Origin of the sequence: Neoaquamicrobium sediminum (assembly GCF_040970315.1) — a bacterium.
GTDB classification, from domain to species: domain Bacteria; phylum Pseudomonadota; class Alphaproteobacteria; order Rhizobiales; family Rhizobiaceae; genus Aerobium; species Aerobium sediminum.
Map to the genome: position 1 here is coordinate 500,374 of NZ_JAZHFV010000002.1, position 18,099 is coordinate 518,472.

Here is an 18,099-nt window from a genome sequence, read left to right on the forward strand (position 1 = left end):
TACCCTTTGATGAAACATCGGGGGACGCCGCTTATGTCGCGTATCGTCACGCTTGTTCTGTTTCTTGTCCTTGTCGTCGGCGGCGGAGTGCTGATTGGAACGGCAACCGTCCCGGGTGAATGGTACGAGGCTCTGGCCAAACCGGCCTTCAATCCGCCCAACTGGATTTTCGCACCGGTCTGGACCATCCTCTATGTGATGATCGCCGTAGCGGGCTGGCGTGTATGGACCCGGACCCACACCGCAGGAGCTATGGCCATCTGGTGGCTGCAGCTTGGTCTCAACTTCCTCTGGTCGCCCGTCTTTTTCACGCAAAAAGCGATAGGTCCGGCCTTTGTTATCATCCTCGCATTGCTGGTGAGCATCCTCGCCTTTATCTCGGTTACAAGACGGCGGGACCGGGTGGCTGCATTGATGTTTGTTCCTTACGCGGCATGGGTCGCATTTGCTGCACTACTCAACGGCTCGATTCTGGTTCTCAACTAACCTCTGCTGCGCTGCACAAATTGCACGTTGCCTGCACGATGCCGCTTTGCGATAAGCGAAGCCGGCGAAGCTGAGGGAGAGATGCATGTCGGTTCGTTTCGAGCCTTCCGGTGATTTCGAGGGCCGCGTGCGCGCGAGTTTCGCGCGCCAGCAGATCATGACCACCATCGGCGCCGAGCTCACGCGGGTGAACGCCGGCGAGGTCGAGATCGAAATGGGTTACCGCCCGGAGTTGACCCAGCAGCATGGCTTTCTGCATGCCGGCATCATCTCCACCGCGCTGGATTCCGCCTGTGGATATGCCGCCTATTCGGTGATGCCGGAAAACGCGGCCGTGCTTACCATCGAGTTCAAGGTCAATCTTCTCTCGCCGGGCAAGGGCGAGCGCTTCCTGTTCCGCGGCTCCGTCACGAAGCCCGGCCGCACGATCATCGTCGCCGATGGCCAAGCTTATGCCTATGACGGGGACGGCAACGCACGTCTCGTTGCCACTATGACGGCGACGATCATGGTTGTGAGCGGTCGCGATGGCATCGAAGGCTGAACCTGCGCTGACGCCGCTTGCCGGCCGTCGCATTCTCTTCGTGATGGCGGCGCAGCCAGAATACGGGCCGCATCTCAAGGTTCGCTTTTCCCCGCTGATGACCGGCGTCGGGCCGGTTGAAGCGGCGGTGGCGCTCTCTGCCGCGCTCGCCCGGCTCGAGATCGCAGGCAACTTGCCCGATCTGGTTGTCTCGCTTGGTTCGGCCGGTAGCCGCACGCTTGAGCAGACCGGCGTCTATCAGGTTTCCTCGGTGTCCTACCGCGACATGGACGCGTCGCCGCTGGGGTTCCCCAGGGGCGAAACGCCGTTCCTTGATCTTTCGCGCGTCGTCGACCTCCCGCTTTCCGTGCCGGGTGTTCCTTCGGCCAGCCTTTCGACCGGCGCAAATATCGTCTCGGGGCCTGCCTATGACACGATCGATGCCGACATGGTGGACATGGAGACCTTCGCCGTTTTACGCGCCTGTCAGGCATTCGACGTGCCGTTAATCGGTTTGCGCGGAATCTCCGACGGGGCGGCCGAGTTGCGCCACGTTGCCGACTGGACCGAATATCTGCACGTGATCGACGAGAAGCTCGCGCAGGCGGTGGACCGTTTGGAGGCGGCTCTGGCCGAGGGGACGGTCCGGCTCTAGCGCTGGCATTGCCAATGAGGGAGGTGGCCCGCGCAGCGTGTGCCGCGCGGACCGTTGGCGTCAGCTCAGGAAGTCGAGCAGGACTGTGTCGAACAGCTCAGCTTCCTCCAGTTGCGGCGTGTGGGCGCTGCGTTCGAACAGCGCCAGTCTCGGCGTGTTGCCCTCCGGCAGCAGTGGTAGCCACGTCTCTGTCGGCGCCACAAGGTGGTCGTGGCGTCCCATGCAGATCAGCAGCGGCTGTACGATTTCCGCTAGCACGTCGCGCGTCGGATAGGTGGCAAAGACCTCACCCCACAAGCGGTCGAAGACAGGCATGTTGACCCTGACGCCTTCCCACAGCATGGCAGCATCGTAGACCGGATCGAACCAGCTTCGCGCGCCCAGCCCCAGGCACATCCAGATGAAGCGACGTTCGGGGTCAGTGCGGATGCGCTTCTCCATCACGGCCAGATCGGCCTCCAGCCGCGCCTTGCGCTCTGGGGCCGCGAGAGCCTCCCATATCTGCGCGCCCGTTTGCATGTGAGCCTCCGCGTGGCTCGGTCCGGTGCCGACGAGAACGGTCCGACGAACCCGTTCCGGAAAACGTCGCGCGAATTCCAGCGCCATATAGCCATGGCCGGAATGGCCGAGCACATCGACTTCGCCCAAATCGAGCACGTCGCACATCGCCGCCACATCGTCGACGATGGTCTCCAGTTCGCAATCGCGCGCTTCAAGCGGGCGCTGCGCCTCCGCGAAGCCGCGGTGATCGATGAAGACGAGCCGCCGCTTCTGGCGAAGCTGTGTCGAGAAAGTGCGCGGATAGAAGACATGGCTGCCGATGACCAGAAGCGTCGGTCCTTCCCCCTCTATCGTATAGCCGAAGGAGAAGCCGTCGCGCGGGACCGCGCCACGCACCGCCAGGGTGTTCGTGGATTGAGACATAAAAACATATTCGCAAGGTACTTCGCCCTTGCGCTCCATTATCGTGAATGCAGAAAGCGGCCCTGCCATCTCAGGCGGGCCGGCGAATGGTCTGCGAGCTTCGCTAACGGATCAGTTTCATTGTCGTCTCGATCATAGTCGGTGCGGTTGATACATGCCCGCCGCGGTTGGCACAAGGCCGCCGGCTGTTCGAGGTCAGGCGGCCTTGCTGGTTGCCGGATAAGCGCCTTTATGTTGCCCGCGCCGATGTTCCACCTTGGCGAGAAGCGTCAGGCTTGCCGTCAGGAGCAGCGCCGCGTTGGCGGGATGCAGCGAGAGCGGCAGCGGTGCGCCGGTAGCTGCCAGCGAGACTTGCACTACATAAAGCGCGAAGAGGAGACCGGCCCACAAACCAAAGCCGCGCAGGCGTCTGACGAAAAGCGCGCCTAGGAACAAGCCCATCGCCGGCAGCGACAGCGTGAAACCCATCGAAGCATGCAGCCCGATCAGGTCCGGGTTTAGGAACAGGCCGAGCCCGGCACTTGCGAATTGGGCAAACAGGCCGATCGGCATCAGCCATGCCAGCACCGTGAACCAGCCGGGTGTTCCAAGATGCAGATCGGCGAACGTGTCGTGGGTGTTGTCCATCATCGTATCCGTTCTTGCTTGGCGGCCTTTAGGCCGACGCCTGGCGCAAAAGGGGCAAGGGGGTGTCCGCAATGCAGCCCATCTCGATCAGCGTTGCCCGCATCGCTTCGTCCAGCGGCGTGCGCGGCTCGGAACCGATGAGTTCTACCAAGCGGGTGTTGTCGAACCGCATCGGGTGCTGCCACACAGGTGCGATCTCTGCTGCCTCACGCGGGAAGCTGGCGAACGGTGCCAGAAGCCGCATCGCCCACCATGGAAAGCCGTAGACGGGAACCTTGCGGCCACAGACGCGGCGGATCGCGTCCACCATGCGCATGCCGGTGTCGTCGTAGAGGCCCTCGAACTGGACACGCTCGAACGGACGCAGGCGTTCCGGCCTGTCGAGCAGGAGCGCAAAGGTCTCGGCCAGATCGGGCAGATAGGCCCAGCTATGACCTCCGCCACGCGCCGGATTGACGATGCGGCGAACGGGCTTTCCTGGCGCAACCATCGCCTGCGCGAACCAGCTCGAGCGGGCGCCCGGACCGAAGAAGTCGCCCGCTCGCAGGATCAGCGATTGCACCTCGGGCGCGGCTTGTTCCAGCCGCTGCTCCAGGGCGACGCGGATCGCACCTTTACGACCTGTCGGGTTCTGCGGCGTGCCGGCCTTGACCACGGGCGTCTTCGCGGGATCGTAGTTGTAGACCGTGCCCGGCAGCACGACACGGGCACCGACTGCTCTCGCGGCCGCGATCGTATTGTCGATCATCGGCAGGACCAACTTGTCCCAGTTCATGTAGTTTGGCGGGTTCACGGCATGGACGATCACGGCCGCACCTTCGGCTGCACGCATCACGTCTGCGCGCTGCATGGCGTCGCCCTGCACCCATTCCATCTGACCCTTGTTGCGAAGGCTCGTCACGTCGCGGGCCATGCCGCGCACTTGCCAGCCATGGCGCGCAAGTGCAGCGGCGACACTGCCGCCTACGCCACCGGTCGCGCCAAGCACGAGTGCTGCTTTCGTGGTTTCCATCGGTCCAGCTCCTGATGTCCAAACATTGCGATGGAAGGAAAGTGGCGCATGCGGGCATGAAAAGGAATTGCAAACGAACCAACATTCGTCTGTAATATATTTATGAGTGATATGGTTGGCTGGGACGATCAGCGCATCTTTCTCGCGGTCCTTGAGGAGGGCAGCCTTTCGGCTGCGGCGCGCCGACTCGGCCTGTCGCATCCGACCGTGCGCAGCCGTATCGAGACGCTGGAACGACAGCTCGGCACCGTGCTGTTTACCCGGTCCGTCAACGGCTTGACCCCGACCGAGACAGCCGAGGCGCTGCGCGAGCCCGCCCGCGCCATGGCCTTGGCATCAGAGTTCTTCGTCAGGCAGGCGTCCGCCTCAGGTGGCGAGGCTTCAGGAACGGTGCGCATCAGCGTACCGGATTTCATGGGCATCGAGGTGATCCCGGTCATGCTCGCGCGCTTGCGCGAGGCGCATCCAGCCATCCGCATCGAGTTGTCGCTGAGCAATCTGCCGGCCGATCTGCTTGCCCAGGAGGTCGATCTGGCCGTCAGAACCGTCGCCCCGAAGCAGGACGCTCTGGTGGCGCGCAAGGTCGCGGCGATACCGCTGGGGTTCTTCGCCTCACCGTCCTATGTCGAGCGCCGCGGCCGCCCGACCAGCCTCGCTGAACTGGCCGAGCATGACGTGATCGGCCCGGACCGCAATCGCAGCGACCTGGCGATGGTCGAAAGGCTCGGCGGCCTTGCGCGAGACCGCCTTGTTCTGCGCACGGACAGCCACCCCGCTCATGTGGCCGCCGCCCGCGCCGGAGTGGGCATAGCGGTGGCGCAGGTGCCAGTGGGCGAGCGCGATCCCAACCTCGTGCGCATCCTGCCCGACCTCGACGTCATGGTGCTGGAAACCTGGATCGTGACCCACGAAAACCTCGCCCGCGTTCCGCGCGTTCGGGCTGTCTTCGAATCCCTGGTCGAGTCTTTCCGGGAAATGTCCCGATCGGTCTGACGAGGAGGCGGCATGCGGTCGACCGGCCCCCATTGCGCCGACTCGCTTCTTTCACTAAAGGCTCACCATGACCGAGACAGCCCATCCCGACACCGTCCTAATCATCGACTTCGGCAGCCAGGTGACGCAGCTTATAGCGCGTCGCGTGCGTGAGGCCGGCGTCTATTCCGAGATCGTGCCGTTCCAGTTGGCCGATGAGGCGTTCATCCGCCTTGCCCCGAAAGCAGTGATCCTTTCCGGCAGCCCTGCCTCCACTGTCGACATCGGTAGCCCGCGCGCTCCGCAGGCGATCTTCGAAGCCGGCATTCCGGTGCTCGGCATCTGCTATGGCGAGCAGACCATGTGCGCGCAGCTCGGTGGCAAGGTGGAAAGCGGCCACCATCGCGAATTCGGGCGTGCCTTCCTCGATATTGAGGATGAAAGCGCCCTGTTCGAAGGCGTCTGGGCCAAGGGGACGCGCCACCAGGTGTGGATGAGCCACGGCGACCGCGTGACCGCGCTGCCGGAAGGGTTCCGGGTCATTGGCACGTCCACCGGCGCGCCCTACGCCGCGATAGCCGACGAGAAGCGCCACTTCTACGCCGTGCAGTTCCACCCGGAGGTTGTGCATACGCCCGACGGTGCGATGCTGCTTGCGAATTTCGTGCATCGCATCGCCGGCCTAAAGGGCGACTGGACAATGGCAGCGTATCGCGAGCAGGCCATTGCCGCGATTCGCTCGCAGGTCGGAGATGGCCGGGTAATCTGCGCGCTCTCGGGCGGCGTCGACTCCTCCGTTGCTGCGGTTCTGATCCATGAGGCGATCGGCGAACGGCTGACCTGCATTTTCGTGGACCACGGCCTGATGCGAAAGGACGAGGGTGAGCAGGTCGTCTCGATGTATCGCGAGCACTACAACATCCCGCTGGTCCATGTGCAGGCGCAGGACAGGTTCTTGGCCGCGCTTGACGGCGAGGCCGACCCGGAAAAGAAGCGCAAGACCATCGGCCGCCTCTTCATCGAGGTGTTCGAGGAAGAGGCAAAGAAGCTCGAGCGCGACGGCAAGCAGGCCGAATTCCTGGCGCAGGGCACGCTCTATCCGGATGTGATCGAGAGCGTGTCGTTCACCGGTGGACCTTCGGTAACGATCAAGTCGCACCACAACGTGGGCGGCCTGCCGGAACGCATGAACATGAAGCTGGTGGAGCCGCTGCGCGAGCTCTTCAAGGATGAGGTGAGGGCGCTTGGCCGGGAGCTCGGTCTGCCGGACCATTTCATTGAGCGCCATCCTTTCCCGGGGCCGGGGCTCGCCATTCGTTGCCCGGGCGCGGTCACCCGTGAAAAGCTCGACATCCTGCGCGAAGCAGACGCGATCTACCTCGACGAGATCCGCAAGGCCGGGCTCTACAACGCGATATGGCAGGCCTTCGCCGTGCTGCTTCCTGTGCAGACGGTGGGCGTGATGGGCGACGGCCGCACCTACGAATATGTCTGCGCGCTTCGTGCGGTGACATCTGTCGACGGCATGACCGCCGACTTCTACCATTACGACATGGATTTGCTCGGCCGCGCCGCCACCCGCATCATCAACGAGGTCCGCGGCATCAACCGTGTCGTCTACGACGTCACCTCAAAGCCGCCCGGCACCATCGAGTGGGAATGATCTAGCTCCCGCGTTGCAGGCGGTAGGCCGGCTCGAGCATCTATGACGCAGGCACGCTACGCGCCGTGGTCAACCCCGGTAAAAGTGGACATCGTCCGGCGCATGGGGGCGCGCCGGACGATGTTTGCACAGAAAATCAGCGATACGGGTACCCTGCCTTCTCCTGGTCGGCGGCGTAGCGCTTGAATATCTCGACCACGCGGGCCGCGCGCTCCGATTCCTGCGAGATTTCATCCCAGAAGCCTTCGGCATCTTTCGTGATCTGGCTCCATTCCTCGGCCGGCAGCGAAGTCTGTTCCATCTTCTCGCCGTGTACGCGAAGCTGCGCTTCTCCGCCCCAGTACCAGACGTTTCGGTAATAGTGCGACTGATCGATCGTCGTTTTGTAGAGCTGCTGCAGGTGTGGCGGGACCTTTTCCCAGCTTTCGGTATTGGCAAAATATGAGCCGAACCACGCGCCGGTCACCGAGTTCGACAGCGCGTATTTGCAGACGTCCGCCCAGCCGACTTCGTAAGCTTCGGTGAAGCCGCACCAAGCCACGCCGTCGAGGTCGCCCGTGCGCATCGCAACTTCGACATCGTCCCACGGCACGGTGACTGGCACCATGCCGTACCGTGAAAGGAAACGGCCGGCCGTTGGGACGCCGAACACGCGAAGGCCGTTGAAGTCGGCGATGCTGCGGATCGGCTTGTTTACGGTGAAGACGTGCAGCGGGTCCCATGCACCGGTGGACAGGTATGTCACGTTCGGGACGTCCGCGTAGGCTTCCCGCCAGATCTCATCGAGCCCGTAATACATGAACATCGATGCCACATCGAGGCTGAAGCGCGTGGCAAACGGGAAGTAGCCGCCGAACACGGCGATATCGACGGGTGAGGCCATGGTCGCCTCATCGGACTGGATGGCGTCGAGCGTGCCGTTCTGCAGTGCACGGAACAGTTCCGAGGTCGGGACCAGCTGGTCGGCGTAGTAAAGCTCGATCTCCATCTCACCATTCGCAGCCGCGTTGAAAGCATCGATCTGTGGCTTGATCACATGCGCGCCCAGCGGGGCGCCCGAATAGGTCTGCAGCCGCCATCTGATCGGCGCCTGTGCGCGCACGATCGCGGGTGCGGCAAGCGTGGCCGGCATCGCCAGGCCTGCCGCCGTGAGGAACTTGCGTCGGCTGGCGAGAATCCTTTGGGAAGGCGTCTTATCGATTTTGTCTGTCATGCTGTTTCTCCTCTGGTCGCTCTGTGAACACTACTCTCATCCACGAAACTGGCTGGGCAGCCAGGTCGCAATTTGCGGGAATGTCATGAGCAGCCCGATCGTCAGGATGATCATGATCACGAAGGGCCAGATCGACTTGTAGATGTCGATCAGCGTGATTTCCTTTGGAGCCAGCCCGCGCATCAGGAACAGATTGTAGCCGAAAGGCGGGCTGATATAGGCGATCTGGCATGTCATCGTGTAGAGGATGCCGAACCAGATCATCTGATTGTCGATGCCGAGGTCGAGCTGCGCGACAAGCGGTATGTACAGGGGCGCGACGATCACAAGCATGGCAGTGTCGTCGAGGAACATGCCCATGACGATGAAGCTGGCCTGCATCAGCAGGATGACCGCCCATGGCGACAGTTCCCAATTATTGATGAACACGTTCTCGATCGCCCTGACGGCGCCGATGCCGTCGAAGACAGACGAGAAAGCCAGCGCGCCCAGGATCACCCACATGAACAGGGCAGTCACTGACATGGTTTCCCGCGCGGTTTCGTTGAGCAGGGCAAAGGATAGGCGCCCCTTCCATGCGGCGGCTAGAATGGCCGATACGGCACCGACGGCGGCGCTCTCCAGCAGGCTCGTGTAGCCAGTCACGAACAGGCCGATCATCACGACGAAGATGAGGACCGGTATGATTCCGGCCCGCAACAGCTTCAGCTTGTCCACAAGCGGCATGGCAAGTTCCTCATCGCTGAGCTTGGGCGCCAGCGACGGGTTCACCTTGCAACGGATCCAGACATAGGCCGCGAAGATCACGGCCATGATCAGCCCCGGGAACACGCCGGCGAGCCACAGGTCTGACACCGGCTGCCTGGCGATGACGGCGAAAAGGACCATGACGACCGACGGAGGCAACAGGATGCCCAGCGTCGAGCCACCCTGCACCACGCCCGTGATCAGGGCCTTGTCGTATCCCCTGCGCAGCATCTCGGGAAGTGCGATCGCGGAACCGATTGCAAGCCCGGCCACCGACAGACCGTTGATGGCACTGATGATCACCATCAGGAATACGGTTCCCAACGCCAGACCGCCAGGCAACTTTCCGAACCAGACATGCATCATCTGGTAGAGTTCTTCGGCGATGCCGCTCTTCGACATCATGTGGCCCATGAACACAAATAGCGGCAGTGTCAGGAGCGCGTGCCAGGAGAACAGCTTGAACGCGGCGTTGAACGGCAATTCCGCGGACGCGTTTCCATAGAGCGCAAGCGCGCTTGCGGCCGCTACCGCGCCAATCATCGCGAAGACGCGTTGACCCGTCAGCATGAGAAACACCATGCCGGCGAACATCAGTACGGCGATTGTCTCGTAACTCATGCCACCACCTTGCCACGCGCCCTGGCGAGGTCTTTGAAGAAGATTGCGAAGCACTGGAGGATCATCAGCACCAGGCAGATGGTCATCAGGACCTTGATTGGTACCAGCGAGGGCGCCCAAAGCGACGGAAGGCGCTGATTGGTCGCCCAGGAATATTGCAGCGAGGAAATAGATCCCCAGAGCATCACAGAGAGATAAAAAGTCACGATCCAGATCGTGATCATGTCTATCCAGGCCTTGGCCCGGTCGGACAAATTCGCATAGATGAGGTCCAGCCGGACGTGGCTGTCATCCTTCAGGGTCTTGGGCCCGGCTAGAAAATAGAAGGCGGCAAGCGTGAATTGTGCGGTCTCGACGGTCCAGTTCTGAACGAAGCCGAAGGCCTTGTCGGACACCACATCGAACAGCAAGACACCGATCATCAGGTAGATCAGATATTTGGCAAAAGCCCCGATGAACTCGGCAAGGCGGTCCATGAGGCTGACATAGGATCTTATCACAGCGGCCATCCGTTACCTCTGCGTGGTGTGTGTGTGAACATCGGTCATTGCACCGTCACCGCGGCCGACTGGAGCGCGAGCCTTGTCTGCGTTTCAAGCATCCCGTCGCACACCAGAATGTCGATCTCATCCAGCCGACAGATGCGATGCGCCGCCTGCCGTCCGAATTTGTCCACATGCGCAACGACGACGATCTTGCGGGCGTTGGAACACATCGCCCTCGCGATGGATGCTTCGTCGAAATCCGCAGCATAGGCGCCGGCTGACATGTCCAGGGCCGCAACGCCGACGATCGCATAGTCGGCGCGAAAGCGGGCAATCTGCTCGATCGCATCGGCGCCGACGGATTCATCGTTGTCTGGCGCGTAGAGGCCTCCGATAAGGTGCACGCGCGCATTCCCCGGCCCCCTGGCCATGACGTTAGCTATACGCACCGAATTCGTAACGATTGTCAGCCCGGTCGTGCCGGTCAGCGCATGGGCGCACGCCAAGGTCGTCGATCCGGTGTCGATCAGGCATGTATCGCCCGGTTTCACGATTTGCGCCAGCTTGCGTGCGATCTCGTTCTTGCCCGCAGCGGCCTCATCCATGCGTTCGTCGAAGGTGCCCTCGGCATGGAGCCGCATCCGCCGCGCGCCGCCGTGAACCTTCTGGACAGATCCTTCTTCGGCAAGCACCGCCAGATCGCGACGGATCGTCTCTGCCGACACTCCGAAATCGGAGGCAAGCGTATCGACGGTCACTTCGCCTTCGCGTTCGATGATATCGAGCACGCGTGTCCGACGCTGCTGCGGCTTCACCCCTGTTCCCCTTCTCCAGACTCTGGAATGGTCCGGTCTCAGGATTTAGGCCTGCCGGAAATGGCCATGTCAACAAAATAAATCCACTTCTCAAAGACAAAACGGTCAAAACCTCATTCGATGTTGACTATTTGGGCAATCTGGCTGACAAACAGGCTTTCAAACGGAGAGTTCCTTGACCGCTTCGGCTCCAGCCCTGTCCGGTCTGTTCGACGTCGCGATCATTGGCGCGGGCGTGGTCGGCTGTGCGCTCGCGCGCCGGTTCACTTTGGCCGGGGCCCGCGTGGCGGTCGTCGAGAGGGCGGCGGATATTCTGGACGGAGCCTCGAAGGCCAATTCCGCCATCCTTCACACGGGGTTTGACGCCCCACCCGGATCGCTCGAGCAGGCGTGCATTGCGCAAGGATATGAGGAATACCTGAGGATCCATCCGAAACTCGGCCTGCCGCTCGTCAGCTCTGGTGCGCTCGTCGTGGCGTGGACAGAAGAGGAGGAGGCGGCCCTGCCAAGCTTGGTGGCGCAGGCGCAGGAAAACGGAGTCACGGACGTGGAGATGCTCTCCCACTCCGCCATGCGGGACGCCGAACCAGGCCTGGGTCCAAGGGCTCGTAGTGCGTTCCGCGTTCCTCGTGAATACCTGATCGATCCGTGGTCGGCTCCCTTTGCCTATATGTTGCAGGCTATCGAGAACGGAGCGAAACTGCTTCGCGGCGCCGAGGTGGTGGGAGGGCGCCATGAGGGGCATTGGGTTCTCGAAACCACGAGAGGCACGGTGAGTGCAGCGCTGGTCGTCAACGCCGCAGGGCTCTGGGGCGACGTGATTGACGAAAGGCTGATCGGTCGACGCGATTTCAGCATCAGACCCCGCAAGGGGCAGTTCGTCGTCTACGACAAGTCCGCAGCCGCGCTGGCAGCGCATATCATTCTTCCGGTGCCAAACAAGGTGACCAAGGGGGTGGTGGTCTGCCGAACGGCCTTCGGCAATCTGCTCGTCGGTCCGACTGCCGAAGATCAGGAAGAGCGCGAGCACGCCACGCTGGTTCCCGAGACCCTCGAACAGCTTCGCAAGCGCGGCGCGGAGATACTCCCCGGACTGGGCGCGCACGCTGTGACTGCCATCTACGCCGGGCTACGCCCCGCGACCGAGTTCAAGGATTTTCAGATTCGCAGCCATGAGGGTCGAAACTACATTACCGTCGGCGGCATTCGTTCGACCGGCCTGTCGGCTGCTCTCGGTATCGCGGCACATGTCGAGCGCCTTGCCGGTCTGACGCTCGATGCGCCGTCTACTCCGGTTTGGCCGACCGTCTCCAATATAAGCGAGTATGCTCCCCGCGACTGGGAGGTCCCTGGTCATGGCGGGGTCGTTTGCCACTGCGAGATGGTCACGCGGCGCGAAGTGCTCGCAGCGCTCGACGGTCCGCTGCCCGCTCGGTCCCTTGCCGGTCTGAAGCGTCGTACACGCGTCACGATGGGGCGCTGTCAGGGGTTCTTCTGCTCGGCGGAGCTGGCCAGCATAACGGCCGGTCGTCTCGAACATGACATGGCGGACAGGATCGAATGAGCTTGCCGCCCGAAGTAGACGTGATCGTCATCGGCTCCGGACCGGCCGGACTGGCCGCGGCGACGACGCTCGCGTCTGTCGCGTCGGTGCTGGTGCTGGATCGCGAGAATTGCGCAGGCGGCATCCCGCGTCATTGCGGGCACTATCCATTCGGCTTCCGGGAATTTCATCGGCTGATGAAGGGCCCCGACTATGCGAAGAAGCTGGTGGACCGTGCCGTGAAGGCGGGGGTGCGCGTCGCGACGGGCGTCAACGTTGTGGAGCTCGAGCCGGGACCGCGGGTTGGCGTCACGTCGAATGCCGGCCGTTCGCACATTCGCTCCAAACTGGTCCTGATCGCGACCGGGGTACGGGAAAGTTCCCGTGCGCAAAGGCTTATCGGTGGCGACAAGCCGGGTGGCATCCTGCCCACGGGCGCACTGCAGGGTATGGTCTATCTCGAAGGCAGAAGGCCATTCCGGCGGCCGGTGATCCTGGGAACCGAACTTGTCTCGTTCTCTGCAATCATGACCTGCGGCCATGCGGGCATTCGTCCTGTCGCGATGATCGAGCCGAACCCTACGGTCACGGCACGCTGGCCAACGGGGATCTATCCCTGGCTCAAGGGTATCACCCTGCATTTGTCGACGGACATAAAGCGCATTGAAGGCCGTAGCTGGGTGGAGCGCGTCGTGCTCGAAGGCCCGGCCGGCGAAACGGTGGTTGAAACCGACGGAGTGATCGTCAGCGGGCGTTTCCTGCCAGAGGCGACGCTGCTGCATGGGAGCCATATCGAGCGTGATCCGGCCACCGGCGGCCCGGTTGTGGACAGCTACGGCCGCTGTACGGATCCTGCATACTTCGCCGCCGGGAACGTACTGCGTCCGGTGGAAACCGCTGGTTGGAGCTGGGCTGAAGGCAGGGCCGTAGGTAAGGCCATGTGCCTTGCGTTGGAAAACGCCTTGCCTGCACGCGAGACACCACGACTCAATCTCGTAGGTGATGCGCTCGCCTGGGCCATTCCGCAGCACGTGGGAACGGGTGCGGAGGCCGCCCTGGATAGGCTGCAACTGCGTGTCACTCGCCCCGTGCGGGGGCGGCTTTCCATGCGCGTTGACGGGGTGGAAGTCGCCTCGCGCCGCATCAGTACCCGCCCGGAGCGCCGCATAACTTTGCCGTTGCCCCACAGAAGCGGTTCGGTCGAAATCGTGCTTGAGGAAGAATGAGGGCGCTGGCCATTGATCAGGGCACGACGTCGACCCGCGCTTTAGTGGTGGATGAGGCCGGCGTCACCACTGTCCATTCCGTGGAACACAGACAGTTCTATCCTGCTCCCGAGCATGTGGAACACGACCCTGAAGAGCTGATCGCGAACCTGACTGGATGTCTGCAAGCGGCGCCCGATGTCGATTGCGTCGGACTGGACAATCAGGGCGAGAGCTGTCTGGCCTGGGATGCGCAGACGGGCCGTGCCATAACGCCGGTCATTGTCTGGCAGGACAGTCGCACGGCGCAGATATGCGAACGCCTCAAGGCAGGCGGGGCCGAAGCGCTCACCTTGTCGAAGGCTGGGTTGCCGCTCGATCCATACTTCTCCGCGTCGAAGCTGGGGTGGATCATGACTCATGTGCCGCAGGCGCGGGAGCTGCTGCGCGCAGGCAGGCTTCGGCTGGGAACCACCGACGCGTTCTTTCGAGACAGGCTGACTGGAAGTTTCGCGACCGACCCGAGCACCGCATCCCGCACGAGCCTGCTGGATCTGGAGACCGGGACATGGGATCCGGAATTATGCGCTCTGTTCGGCGTGCCCATGGAGGCGCTTCCAGAAATACGGCCTACGAGCGGCATCCTCGGAACCCTTCCGGGCGGGAGGAAGCTGACGGCCTCCGTCGTGGACCAGCAGGCCGCTCTATACGGACATGGCGCGCGTAAGCAAGGCGACACCAAGATCACCTTTGGCACCGGCGCTTTCGCGCTCACGCTGACGGGTACGTTAGCCCGCGGGAACGGACCATTGCCGACCATCGCGTGGAGCGATCAGGCTGGTCGAAATGTCCATGCGCTCGATGGCGGGGTGTATGCCGCCTCGTCAGCGATCAACTGGGCGAGGGGCTTGGGACTGTTCTCCGATTTCGCAGACATCGATGAATTCGACCGACCACCGGCGATCTCGCGTGGCATAGCTTTCGTGCCTGCACTGGCCGGGCTTGCCTGCCCGCATTGGGACCGCAACGCCAGAGGCGCCTGGATGGGGCTGTCGCTGGACAGTAAATCCATCGATATGGCGCAGTCCGTTCTGGAAGGCGTGGCTTTCAGGACTGCCGAGGTGATGTCGTCCATCGCGGCAACCACTGCCATTTCGGAGCCCGTCAGCATTGATGGTGGTATGAGCCGCAATCCCTGGTTCTGCCAGTTCCTCTGCGACGTGCTCGGCCGGCCGCTTATGATTTCGGATGAGCCCGAACTGACGGCGTTGGGATGCGCGCAGCTTGCCGCTGTCGGCGCGGGTTCCTCGCTCGAGAGAGCGCCCACCGGCCGTCTGTTGACGCCTCGTCCGGTCGATCCGGGGTGGTTCGAGACGTTCGTGAAGGCTAGGGACGCGATCCGCGCCTTCGGCGCGAACGGGTAGCACGCCCGACCTGTTAGCGTGGTTCGGATACCATTATCGACAGCCGTTTGGCCGCGCCGGCAACGTCGCCAGCGTCCGGGAAGACGCGAAAGGATGCTAGTTCTCGGACAGGCTATTGGCTTCAGCTCGGGTCGACTAAGGCGTCAAGGAAACGCGCTTTGATCGCTTCGGCGTCGCAATCGAGCAGAACATTCACCGAGGGGCGGCCGTGTGTGCGGCGGGTTTTTCCGATCGCAGGGCCTTCCAGATCCACGCTCAGCGGCGTTCGCTCGCCGGAAAAGAGTTCAGGATGGCGGGCGGCGATCAGTGTCATGGGGTCGTGAAGGCCGCAGCCCGTCAATCCGATCGATCTGTAGAAATCCAGGTAGAATCGGCTGATGTCCTTGAGAAAGGGGCCGTTTGCGATGTTGCTGGCGGCGACGAGATCGAAATCTGTGTCGGTAAGCAATACCCTGAGAGTTACGTCGAGGCCGACCATGGTTATCGGAGCGCCGGAGGCCAGCACGACATCGAGCGCATGAGGGTCGTGATAGGTATTGGCCTCGGCAAAAGGGGTCACGTTGCCGGGTGCGTCGAGCGCTCCGCCCATCACGACGATCTCGCGCACGTTCGTGGCAAAGCCAGGGTCCATTTCAATGGCGGCCGCTATGTTGGTAATCGGCCCGATCGGACAGACCACAACATCTCCAGGATGTTCACGAACGGTCCGGCAGAGAAATTCGGCGGCGCTTTCAGTGTGGGGCGCTCCCCGGGGCAGCGGCGCGGCTAGCGCGCCAAAGCCTTCGGGCCCATGGACGTGGTGCGAAGGTGCAAAGGGGGGCAACACAAGGGGTTGTGCGGCACCCTGCGCAACGGGCACGTCGCGCCCGATACGCTCGACGAGATGCAGCGCGTTGCGAGTAGCCTGGGCTACGGTGACGTTGCCGAAGACCGTGGTTAACCCCAGAAGCTCGATTCCCGGGTCCGCTGCGGCGTAGACAATGGCCAGAGCGTCGTCGACGCCGGGGTCTGTGTCGATAATCAGTTTCATGACGCCAGGTCTTAATCGACGTCGCGCGTCTGTGGAAGACGTATGCGATCATCGCCCTCGTTGGTCTAGCCGGTATCAGGCCTGAGCGAACGCCGTGTTTCCGCTTGCAGATAGCGCTCCGGTTCGGGCGCTATCCTTGCGAAGCGGCGCGAACGGTTCGCGGCGCTCAAGAGCGCCGCGATTGTCGGCGCGGTCAATCGACGATCTTGGTGTCGGTCTGCTTGTAGCGGAATTTGACGTCGGTTAGCCCGGCTGCGTCTGACAGTTCTGCTGCAAGAAGCTGTGCGGTGAAAATGTCGACGATGCCGCGCAACACGAGGTCGTCGCACGCAGGCACGTGTACGACTGAAAGTGTGCCGTGATCCGAAATGCCGGTATCGCTGGTGACCAGTAGGCTCGGGCAGCCGATCTCGTTCAGGTTTTCCGCCAGAGCCAGCTCGCGCGCGTCACCGAACAACACGACCCCCGTCGACGCATCCATGGCTTCCATGGGGCCATGCAGATAGTGCCGTGTCTCGTAGCCGGAAGCAGGCAGCCGTGCGGCCTCGCGGATCAATAGCGAAGCGCCGTCGGCCGTCCCGATGGACGCACCTGCGCCGACACAGTCGATGGCTCGGCGATCCCGGAACAGTTCGGCCAGACGCGGCATTTTCGCGGCTGCGCGGCTTTGAATGTCCTTCGTCAACGCCGACAGGCCGGTCCAGTCGGCGCCGCCGCTGCCCTGGATCGCGTCGACAACGAGGCCGGCAGCCAGCAACGTCGCGGTGTAGCCGGTGCTGGACGGCGTCGCATCCGTGCCGTTGTTGAGTGTGAGGTGGTAGGTCGCAGCCTTCGCCAGGGGGCTTTCGGGATTGTTGGTGATCGCGATGCTCTTGGCCCGCGGCAGTTTCTGCAGGGCCTCGACCGTCTCGACGCTGCGGCCGCGATGCGACAGCGCCAATACTGTATCGGCGATGTCGTAGCCCTCCATCATTTCACCGGAGCGGACCGCGAATGCCCGCCGACCGCGGCGCTGGAGTTCCGCGGCGACGACCACAGCCGCCGCATAGGACGCACCGATGCCGGTCACGGCGACAACCCCCGACGCCATAGGCGTCAGGTCGAGCCCTTTGAGTTCGGCCTGCGCGGCGGTCAGGGTGTCAGCGAGCGACTCGGATTGTCGCGCAACGGTGGAACGATAGCTCATGGTTCTCGCCTTTTCGGATCAGTTTTATTGAGGGCCTGCGGCCTTTTCAGCCGCCAGTTTGTCGGCCAGGACGATCGCGCCTTCGACGGGCGGGCCTTGATGGAGAAACAGCGCCAGTTCCTCACCGCAGGCATCCGCGACGCCATCTTGGAATGCTTCCCAAAGCCGTGGCTGAGAGGCGATGACGCTGCCACCGGCGACGACTGAGGACGCCTGCGCTCCGCGCAGTCGCAACCGCGTGACGAGGTCCGCCAGCGCACGTCCGCCATCGCGGATCACACCATCGGCAAGATGCGACCCATCCTCCGCAGCCTCGAAGATCAGGCTGGCGTGGCGTCCGACTGCGACGGCATTGCCAAGGCTGCCGAGGCGGCTACCGATGCGTGCGGCGGACGGTATCTCGAGAGAGGCGAACAGGCGACGCACGAGCGGGTCGCTCGCAGCCCCGCCTCGATCGAGGTGCAGGGCAACCGTACGGGCGGCCTCGCGCACGAGGCTCGCTGCGCTGCCTTCGTCGCCAATGATCCAGCCCCAGCCGCCGGCCACCAGCATCTCGCCGTCGGCCGCACGACAGACCGCAATGGATCCGGTGCCAGCCACCACGCCGATCTGCCGTTCGAGCCCGAATGCGGCGGGCATGAGTTCGGCATCGTTGACCACCCGAACCGGCAAGGGGCCAGCGCGGCGGAACGCATCCTCGAACGCCCGGCATTCGTCGCTGTCGTCGCACCCGTGTGCACCCACGCCAATGGCCTCGAGCGGAGCGCCTTGGCTGAAATGCGCGACCAGTTCCAGCAGCGACCGAGCGTCGCGCTGCCATTCGCGATGCCGCCAGTCGCTGGTCGGCACGACAAGGTCGCGCTGGCCTGCGGCGTCCCGTAGCCGCAAATGGGTCTTGGTCCCGCCGATATCGACGCCGACGACGCTGGCCTGCGGCGCCAGCGGCATCACCTTAGGAATTGTCATGA

The 18,099-nt window shown here is 63.0% G+C and carries 18 protein-coding genes; 8 read left to right on the plus strand and 10 right to left on the minus strand.

The genetic code is table 11. The annotated features are described in order from the left end of the window. The first annotated feature begins 33 nt into the window (after positions 1-33). From V1479_RS07690 to V1479_RS07700, 3 genes are all read left to right on the plus strand, one after another. Positions 34-486, plus strand: a complete 453-nt coding sequence (locus V1479_RS07690; RefSeq protein ID WP_173186758.1) for a TspO/MBR family protein — start codon at positions 34-36, stop codon at positions 484-486. Between the two features lie 85 nt (positions 487-571). Next, positions 572-1,030, plus strand: a complete 459-nt coding sequence (locus V1479_RS07695) for a PaaI family thioesterase (RefSeq protein WP_173186756.1) — start codon at positions 572-574, stop codon at positions 1,028-1,030. Next, entirely contained in the window at positions 1,014-1,664 is a 651-nt protein-coding gene (locus V1479_RS07700; protein ID WP_368802383.1) for a 5'-methylthioadenosine/S-adenosylhomocysteine nucleosidase, read from the plus strand. The genes V1479_RS07695 and V1479_RS07700 overlap by 17 nt, the downstream gene beginning before the upstream one ends. A 60-nt stretch (positions 1,665-1,724) precedes the next feature. On the opposite strand, the gene V1479_RS07705 is transcribed toward V1479_RS07700, so the two are convergent. The 3 genes from V1479_RS07705 to V1479_RS07715 form a co-directional block, all read right to left on the minus strand. Further along, the gene (locus tag V1479_RS07705; protein ID WP_368802384.1) at positions 1,725-2,588 is read right to left on the minus strand and encodes an alpha/beta fold hydrolase; all 864 of its coding nucleotides are present in this window, start codon (positions 2,586-2,588) and stop codon (positions 1,725-1,727) included. Positions 2,589-2,783: 195 nt separating this feature from the next. Then, positions 2,784-3,215 (minus strand): DUF6220 domain-containing protein, encoded by a 432-nt coding sequence (locus V1479_RS07710; protein ID WP_368802385.1) that lies wholly within the window; start codon positions 3,213-3,215, stop codon positions 2,784-2,786. Between the two features lie 28 nt (positions 3,216-3,243). Next, positions 3,244-4,227 carry an NAD(P)H-binding protein gene (locus V1479_RS07715; RefSeq protein WP_368802386.1) on the minus strand — a complete coding sequence of 328 codons (984 nt, stop codon included), beginning with the start codon at positions 4,225-4,227 and terminating at the stop codon, positions 3,244-3,246. 102 nt (positions 4,228-4,329) lie between these two features. Between V1479_RS07715 and V1479_RS07720 the strand changes: the two genes are divergently transcribed. Together V1479_RS07720 and guaA are read left to right on the plus strand one after the other, a co-directional pair. Continuing rightward, positions 4,330-5,220: a LysR family transcriptional regulator gene (locus V1479_RS07720; RefSeq protein WP_368802387.1), complete on the plus strand. Its 891-nt coding sequence runs from the start codon at positions 4,330-4,332 to the stop codon at positions 5,218-5,220. Positions 5,221-5,287: 67 nt separating this feature from the next. Next, positions 5,288-6,862 (plus strand): glutamine-hydrolyzing GMP synthase, encoded by a 1,575-nt coding sequence (guaA, locus tag V1479_RS07725; RefSeq protein WP_368802388.1) that lies wholly within the window; start codon positions 5,288-5,290, stop codon positions 6,860-6,862. 136 nt (positions 6,863-6,998) lie between these two features. On the opposite strand, the gene V1479_RS07730 is transcribed toward guaA, so the two are convergent. The 4 genes from V1479_RS07730 to V1479_RS07745 are packed head-to-tail and all read right to left on the minus strand — an operon-like array spanning position 6,999 to position 10,743. Further along, positions 6,999-8,075 (minus strand): type 2 periplasmic-binding domain-containing protein, encoded by a 1,077-nt coding sequence (locus V1479_RS07730; protein WP_368802389.1) that lies wholly within the window; start codon positions 8,073-8,075, stop codon positions 6,999-7,001. A gap of 36 nt (positions 8,076-8,111) precedes the next feature. Beyond that, on the minus strand, positions 8,112-9,443 hold the full coding sequence (locus tag V1479_RS07735) for a TRAP transporter large permease (protein ID WP_368802390.1): 1,332 nt from the start codon (positions 9,441-9,443) through the stop codon (positions 8,112-8,114). Then, on the minus strand, positions 9,440-9,952 hold the full coding sequence (locus V1479_RS07740; RefSeq protein ID WP_368802391.1) for a TRAP transporter small permease subunit: 513 nt from the start codon (positions 9,950-9,952) through the stop codon (positions 9,440-9,442). The genes V1479_RS07735 and V1479_RS07740 overlap by 4 nt, the downstream gene beginning before the upstream one ends. A 35-nt stretch (positions 9,953-9,987) precedes the next feature. Continuing rightward, complete coding sequence (locus V1479_RS07745) at positions 9,988-10,743, minus strand: DeoR/GlpR family DNA-binding transcription regulator (RefSeq protein WP_368802392.1); 756 nt, start codon at positions 10,741-10,743, stop codon at positions 9,988-9,990. A 175-nt stretch (positions 10,744-10,918) separates the two neighbouring features. On the opposite strand from V1479_RS07745, the gene V1479_RS07750 reads away from it, so the two are divergent. The 3 genes from V1479_RS07750 to V1479_RS07760 are packed head-to-tail and all read left to right on the plus strand — an operon-like array spanning position 10,919 to position 14,915. Continuing rightward, complete coding sequence (locus V1479_RS07750) at positions 10,919-12,307, plus strand: NAD(P)/FAD-dependent oxidoreductase (protein ID WP_368802393.1); 1,389 nt, start codon at positions 10,919-10,921, stop codon at positions 12,305-12,307. A 20-nt stretch (positions 12,308-12,327) separates the two neighbouring features. Further along, a complete protein-coding gene (locus V1479_RS07755) occupies positions 12,328-13,512 on the plus strand; it encodes an FAD-dependent oxidoreductase (protein ID WP_368802394.1) in 1,185 nt (394 codons plus the stop codon). After that, positions 13,509-14,915 carry an FGGY family carbohydrate kinase gene (locus tag V1479_RS07760; protein ID WP_368802395.1) on the plus strand — a complete coding sequence of 469 codons (1,407 nt, stop codon included), beginning with the start codon at positions 13,509-13,511 and terminating at the stop codon, positions 14,913-14,915. The genes V1479_RS07755 and V1479_RS07760 overlap by 4 nt, the downstream gene beginning before the upstream one ends. Before the next feature lie 121 nt (positions 14,916-15,036). Here V1479_RS07760 and V1479_RS07765 read toward each other — a convergent pair whose 3' ends face one another. From V1479_RS07765 to V1479_RS07775, 3 genes are all read right to left on the minus strand, one after another. Then, entirely contained in the window at positions 15,037-15,945 is a 909-nt protein-coding gene (locus V1479_RS07765; protein ID WP_368802396.1) for a nucleoside hydrolase, read from the minus strand. Positions 15,946-16,138: 193 nt separating this feature from the next. Beyond that, the gene (locus tag V1479_RS07770; protein WP_368802397.1) at positions 16,139-17,131 is read right to left on the minus strand and encodes an SIS domain-containing protein; all 993 of its coding nucleotides are present in this window, start codon (positions 17,129-17,131) and stop codon (positions 16,139-16,141) included. Positions 17,132-17,155: 24 nt separating this feature from the next. Continuing rightward, positions 17,156-18,097: an N-acetylglucosamine kinase gene (locus V1479_RS07775; protein WP_368802398.1), complete on the minus strand. Its 942-nt coding sequence runs from the start codon at positions 18,095-18,097 to the stop codon at positions 17,156-17,158. Positions 18,098-18,099 lie beyond the last annotated feature (2 nt).